Source organism: Dyadobacter sp. (genome assembly GCF_051859145.1).
Classification (GTDB): Bacteria; Bacteroidota; Bacteroidia; order Cytophagales; family Spirosomataceae; genus Dyadobacter.
This window is the reverse complement of the sequence record NZ_JBHYGF010000238.1, coordinates 1-6,700: the sequence shown is the minus strand read 5'-3', so window position 1 is coordinate 6,700 and position 6,700 is coordinate 1. Positions and strand designations below refer to the sequence as shown.

The window sequence follows — 6,700 nt, the reverse complement described above, 5'->3', positions numbered from 1 at the left end:
GACCGTTACTATCAGATTGTAAAATGCTTCCGTGATGAAGATTTACGTGCCGACCGTCAGCCTGAATTTACTCAGATCGACTGCGAAATGTCTTTTGTAACCCAGGAAGATGTACTGAATACTTTCGAGGGTATGATCCGGAACCTGTTTTTGAATGTAAAAGGGATCGAGCTGCCGGAAGTACCAAGAATGACTTACGCTGATGCAATGCGTTTATACGGTTCAGACAAACCGGACATTCGTTTTGACATGCAATTTACAGAGCTCAAAGGCGAAGATCAGGACCTTACCTCTGGAAAAGGATTCGGTGTTTTTGATGATGCCGGGTTGGTTGTGGGGATTTGCGCACCGGGCTGTGCAGAGTACACCCGCAAGCAGATGGACGAATTGACAGACTGGATCAAGCGCCCGCAAATTGGGGCAAAAGGTTTGATTTATGTGCGATATAATGCCGATGGATCAATCAAGTCTTCCGTTGACAAATTTTACACCGAAGAAGACCTTAAAAAATGGATAGTTGCATTCAATGCAAAACCAGGCGACTTACTGTTGATACTTTCCGGACAAGGAGACAAAGCAAGGAAGCAGCTGAATGAATTGCGCCTAGAAATGGGAAGCCGCCTCGGACTGAGAAATCCGGATGAATACCGGGTACTTTGGGTACTGGATTTTCCATTGCTGGAGTTTGGTGAAACTGAAAACAGATGGTTTGCAATGCACCATCCGTTTACGAGTCCGAAACCTGAGGATATCGATCTACTGGATAAAAACCTGGGTCTTGTGAGAGCAAATGCATACGATATGGTTATTAATGGCGTTGAGGTTGGCGGAGGATCTGTCAGGATATTCGAGAAAGAACTGCAACAGAAAATGTTCGGCATACTCGGGTTTTCGCCGGAAGAGGCTCAGGAACAATTTGGCTTCCTGATGAATGCATTCGAGTTTGGTGCACCACCACACGCAGGTATCGCATTCGGATTCGACAGGCTTTGCTCAATTTTCGGCGGCGCCGACTCGATCAGGGACTTTATCGCATTCCCGAAAAACAATTCTGGCCGCGATGTGATGATAGATTCACCATCAGTTATTGCCGACAGCCAATTGAAAGAATTATCAATAAAAGTTGAATAGTCCTATCCGGTTAACTGTAGTGACTCTTAAATCATTATTAGTTAAGATTTTGTAGTTTTACCACAACTTAGGATTTTCCAAATCACGCCGGTACAATGGAGCGCACCAGTACCGGCCGAAATAACGACACTGCATGCATTATCAATCCGTTCTAACGAAATACTTAAGGCGTATTCTACCTGTATTTCTGATTCTAATCAATCTTCAAGTTTTTGCTCAAAACACTGCTCCTCAGACACCCACTACCCAACCAACGGTTGATCCCACACAGGTAGGCAACCAGCAGGCTGTCGACTTTTACAACCAGGCGAAAGGTGCCGGGATGTCCGACATGGATATTGAGCGTGCTGCACTTCAGAGAGGTTATTCGCTCGACGATATCTCCACAATTCGCCGCAGACTGCAGCAAAACACCAAAGACAACACCAGAAACGACCCAAATCGCGACGAAATCGACGAAACGCGCGAGCAGGATGATCAGGACGAGCTCGATGATGAGACTAACAATGAGAGAGATTCGACAGCCGCAGGCAAAGCCAGGCAAAGAAGACTGAACAGAACTTTCGGATCCGCATTCTTTGGTCGCTCAGCCGCAACTTTCGAGCCTAACCTTCGTATCGCTACCCCGAAAAACTATATTCTCGGACCTGATGACGAGCTGATCGTTGACATTTACGGAAATTCCGTTGACAATTTCAGAATGAAGGTCAGCCCGGAAGGAACTGTTAAAATGCTGAACCTTGCGCCGGTGCAGGTAAGCGGACTAACTATTGAACAGGCCAATGAGAGAATCGTTAACCGGCTCAGGCAGGCATATTCAACACTCAACAGACCTGGATCCGGCACTTACTCGAGCATTACGTTAGGGAACGTGCGCAGCATCAAAGTGATGATCATCGGAGAAGCTGTCAGACCTGGCAGCTACACTGTTTCCTCCCTTGCTACTGCATTTAATGCGTTATACGTTTCAGGTGGCCCAAACAGAAACGGATCTTACAGGAATATTGAAATTATCAGGGACAATAAGGTACTTCGTAAAATAGACCTTTACCGCTTTTTAATGGACGGAGATCTTCGGGATAATATCGCGTTGAGAGACCAGGACATTATACTCATCCGTCCTTATGATACCCGGGTGGAGCTTGCAGGTCTATTAAAGAAAACCGGTGTTTTTGAAGCCAAGCCGGGTGAGACTTTGAGTGATCTGCTCAGATATGCGGGCGGCTTTTCTCCCGAAGCATTTACTCAGCTGATTCAATACCAACGCAATACTGGCAATAACTTTATTATTGGCACGATCGATTCTACGCAAATCGGTTCATTCGTACCAAAGAACGGCGACATTTTTACAGTTAAAAAGATTCTTGACGTAATTGCCAATCAGGTTGAAGTCCGCGGTGCTGTGACCCGGCCAGGCTTTTATCCGCTCGATGAACGTACCAAAACGGTCAAAGAACTGATTAATATCGCACAGGGAATTGGTCAGAGAGCATTCTTAAACCGCGCATTGCTGGAACGCGCCAGCGGCGATACGCAGACTGGTCTTGTCGCCATTGATCTTCGCAAACTGCTGAACAACGAAATTCCTGACATTCAGCTTTTGCCGGGTGATATATTGACGATCAAGTCGGTGGAAGATTTAAAAGAGTTTACCTACCTGTCCATTGATGGATCAATTATCAATCCAGGCGCCTACTACTATTACAAAGACATTACAATAGCCGACCTTATATTTCAGGCAGGCGGCTTTACCGAAGGCGGAGTTCCCTACCGCATTGAAGTTTCGCGAAGGGTAAAGAACGATACAATCGGATTGCCTGAGTCGCAGAATGTCCGGATTTTCACATTGAATGTGGCGGACAACCTCGTACTGAATGAGGAAGATCAAAAATTCAAACTCCTGCCTTATGATATCGTGCTGGTACGTAAATCGCCAAGATACGAGAGTCAGAAGATCGTGACGGTTGCCGGAGAAGTTACTTACCCGGGTACTTACACGATTTTGAACAATTTCGAACGCATTTCTGACTTGTTCCCAAAAGTAGGTGGAATGAAAAAGGAAGCCTACATTGAAGGAGCGCGCTTTTACCGCAACAGAGAGCTTGTTGCACTCGATTTGAAAGCAATTGTAGAGAAGCCAAATATTCCAGCCAATCTTCTGCTGATGGACGGAGACACGCTTTACATTCCTAAAAAGTCTGAAATGGTACGGATCCAGGGAGGAGTTTATAACCCGTCGGTCGTAAACTTCGACCGGAGCTTCAACTTCAAGGAATACATCTCACAGGCCGGTGGCTACACAGAAAGAGCCCGTAAAAACAGAACGTACGTTTCATATCCTAACGGCCGGACACACAGAACAAACAAATTCCTCTTTTTCAGGTCTTACCCGCGCGTCGAACCAGGTTCTGTGATCACAATCCCGATGAAAGAGCCGAGAAACGAGCAACCAATGTCCCGCGGCGAACGCTTAGCCCTTATTTCATTATTCACCACACTCGCGATTGCGCTCATACGTATTTTATAATAATGGTGGAGAACAAGACTTTGTCGAAAAGGGAAACGCTTGAAGTAAGCGTAGCGGATCTGCTGGATTTTGTTAGAAGGTACTTTTTAGTGTTGGTAATCGTACCTATATGCTTTGCAGTAATAGGTATCCTTTATAGTTTTTTGTTGCCAAAGCTCTTTACGGCACAAACTATACTTCTGCCGGAATACGGTATGTCGGGAAAGAATTCCTTTTTTAGTATGGCTGTAACTGCTGAACGAGGCGGTGCTGAAAAGTTGGTTCCTGAACTTTATCCAAACATATTAAAGAGTACGCCTTTTGGTCAGTATTTATTAAAACAACCAGTTATTGATGAGTCAGGCAAGAAATATGCTGACCTGCGTGAATATTTCGCTCGCGACACATCACAGAATTGGTTAGCCAGCATTAAGGGGCTATTCCGATCAAAGCCGGGACCACCTAAGGCGCAAACACCGTTGCCAAAATCTAACATTATTTCCCTCAGCAGCGATGAACAAGCCAAAATTTCGGCTGCAATCGGATTGGTGAGCATTAATGTGGATGATAAAAACGGGATTATCACGATTGAATGTGAAATGGCGGATCCTGTTGTAGCTGCAATGATCGTTGAAAGTGCAAAGGAGTATCTTATTCAATATGTTGAAGATTACCGGACATCCAAAACGAGTGACCAGGCTTTATTCCTTGACGACAGAGTAAAGGAAGCCAAAGCCAGGCAAGACAGAGCAGAATACGCCCTTTCGAGTTATCGTGACCGAAACAGAAATGCATTCCTCAACGTAGCCCGGATTGAAGAGCAGCGTTTGCAGGCGGAATACGTGCTTGCTCAGTCGATCTACTCTGACCTTGTGGTCAAGCTTGAACAATCCAAAATTAAGGTCAAGGAAGAAAAGCCTGTATTCAAGATTTTAGAACCTGCGAAGGTTCCGATCAACAAAAGCAGTCCTAAAAGGCTTATTATCGCTTTGGTGTTTGCAGTTATAGGAGCAATCCTTACACTGATCTATATTGTGTTTTTCAGAGAAAAGTACCACTTGCGACTTCTTTAACGCAAACTTTAGATTACAACAATTTACATTGTCTCACTAGTCACACGATTAAGGACTGTGCTGTTTGCCTTCACACCACTACTTCCTTTATAAATCAGATTTTCTCTCTGATGAATTCTAGATACCGGGAGCAAATGGAGTGTGTTAATTGCTATTGAAATTAATGAACAAAGCATACGGTAAGATTAAAAAGCCTAAAATCCTGTCATTTAGTCACTATGGCCAGCTATATGGTGCAAACAGATCGCTCCTGACGCTGATTCTTGCCTCACGGGATAGATTGGATTGGTTGGTTATATGTAGGCAGGAGGGGCAGTTTACGGAAGAATTGAAAGCCAATGCTGTTGCTTACCGCGTTATTCCTTTCAAAACGGATGTTTACAATGGTCCAAGTAATACTCCGAAGCTTCGGGGCATAGTAAAGCTTTTAACCAATGTGCGGGCAGCCACTCATATTGTAAGTCTGATTAACAGTGAGCAAGTTGACATTATTCATTCCAATTCCTCTGTAATTCTGATTGGTGCAATCACAGCTCAGCTTGCTGCCAAAAAGCATTTGTGGCATTTTCGGGAATTTGTATATGAGGATTACAACTCCAAATACAACCTTGGAAAGTCCTTCTTCAGATACTGGGCCCGTAAAGCGGATACCATAATCTGTATCTCACAAAGTATACGTGAAGTAAGGCTTGTACAAGGCAAAGTAGACACTCGTAGTGTCATTATTTACAATGGCCTGGTTGGAAGTGATATGGCGCAAACTCCGAGATCGCTTGCAAATCGAACTTCGGTCATTTCAATAATCGGAGTGATTAACCGTGCCAAAAACCAATTAGTTGCCATCAAGGCGCTAAGGCAATTATTGCGGTCAGGAAAGAGGCTGACACTGCATATTGCAGGCGACATCAATGATCCTGAATACTACGGCGAGCTTAAAACATACATTCAACAGGAGAACCTGTCTGAATATGTGAGGTTCCTTGGATTCGTGAAAGACATAAAAACTGTGATAGCGGAGTCGGATGTGACTTTAATGTGCTCGCGCATGGAAGCATTTGGCAGGGTTACAGTCGAAAGTATGATGTATGGCGTACCAGTTGTCGCATTCGCATCAGCAGGTTCCAGCGAGATTATAGAAAATGGTAAAACGGGTTTACTTTACACAGGTGAAGAAGATGATTTAGCCGAAAAAATCGACAAGATTCTGTCCGATCCTGTTTTATACAAAGTCATTTCAGAAAATGCGCTGAACCACGTTGCCAAGAATTTTACCGTCAGCAGCTATGCCGACAACTTTGTGAACGAGGTGAATCTGGCTCTAAAATCCAACTGAATGCAATCTCCAAAAATCACAATAATAACTGTCGTTAGAAATGGTGAGCAATATCTTGAGACTACCATCACGAGTATTCTTGAGCAGACTTACCCCAATATAGAATACATTATTATTGACGGAAATTCCACTGACGGAACGGTTGATATTATCCGTAGGTACAGTGACAAACTGCATTACTGGATCAGTGAAAAAGATAAGGGAATTTATGATGCCATGAATAAAGGCGTGAGAGCTTCTACCGGGGATTGGCTGCTGTTTATCAATGCGGATGATTTTCTGGCAGACAAGAATTCCATTGCCGATTCCATTCCTCACTTAACGAAAACACCTCATAAAATCGCTTACGGAGACATCATCTACCGCTATCCAGACGGAACGGACAAGCAATACGGTGTAGCATGGCCGGATTTAAAAAAACGTTTTCGGGATGTGGCTATGTATCTCGCGCACCAGGCTACATTTCACGCGCGTAGTCTTTTTCAAGAACGGCTCTTTGATACTTCTTACAAGATTGCCGGTGATTACGACTTCCTTTTGAGCCATTTAAAAGATCACGATGCAACTTACTTTCCGGTAACTGTCGCCATAATGCGGACTGGGGGGCTGAGTTTCGCTGTTAGCAAAATCGAATTGCTCGCAGATACGCGCCGAGTA

Annotated in this window: 5 protein-coding genes; all 5 read left to right on the top strand. The window is 44.4% G+C overall.

Annotated features, from left to right (window positions below; all coding sequences use genetic code 11):
* Nucleotides 1-1,131 (top strand): aspartate--tRNA ligase (gene aspS / locus ACTIE6_RS14590; RefSeq protein WP_439557339.1); only part of this gene is annotated, 1,131 nt, incomplete at its 5' end.
* Nucleotides 1,132-1,264: 133 nt separating this feature from the next.
* Nucleotides 1,265-3,658, top strand: coding sequence for an SLBB domain-containing protein (locus tag ACTIE6_RS14585; protein WP_439557338.1), 2,394 nt, complete (start codon nucleotides 1,265-1,267; stop codon nucleotides 3,656-3,658).
* A 2-nt stretch (nucleotides 3,659-3,660) separates the two neighbouring features.
* The gene (locus ACTIE6_RS14580) at nucleotides 3,661-4,710 is read left to right on the top strand and encodes a Wzz/FepE/Etk N-terminal domain-containing protein (protein WP_439557337.1); all 1,050 of its coding nucleotides are present in this window, start codon (nucleotides 3,661-3,663) and stop codon (nucleotides 4,708-4,710) included.
* A 163-nt stretch (nucleotides 4,711-4,873) separates the two neighbouring features.
* Nucleotides 4,874-6,043, top strand: a complete 1,170-nt coding sequence (locus ACTIE6_RS14575; RefSeq protein ID WP_439557336.1) for a glycosyltransferase family 4 protein — start codon at nucleotides 4,874-4,876, stop codon at nucleotides 6,041-6,043.
* Nucleotides 6,044-6,700: glycosyltransferase family 2 protein (locus tag ACTIE6_RS14570; RefSeq protein ID WP_439557335.1), on the top strand; the 657-nt coding region annotated here is incomplete at its 3' end. It lies immediately after the preceding gene.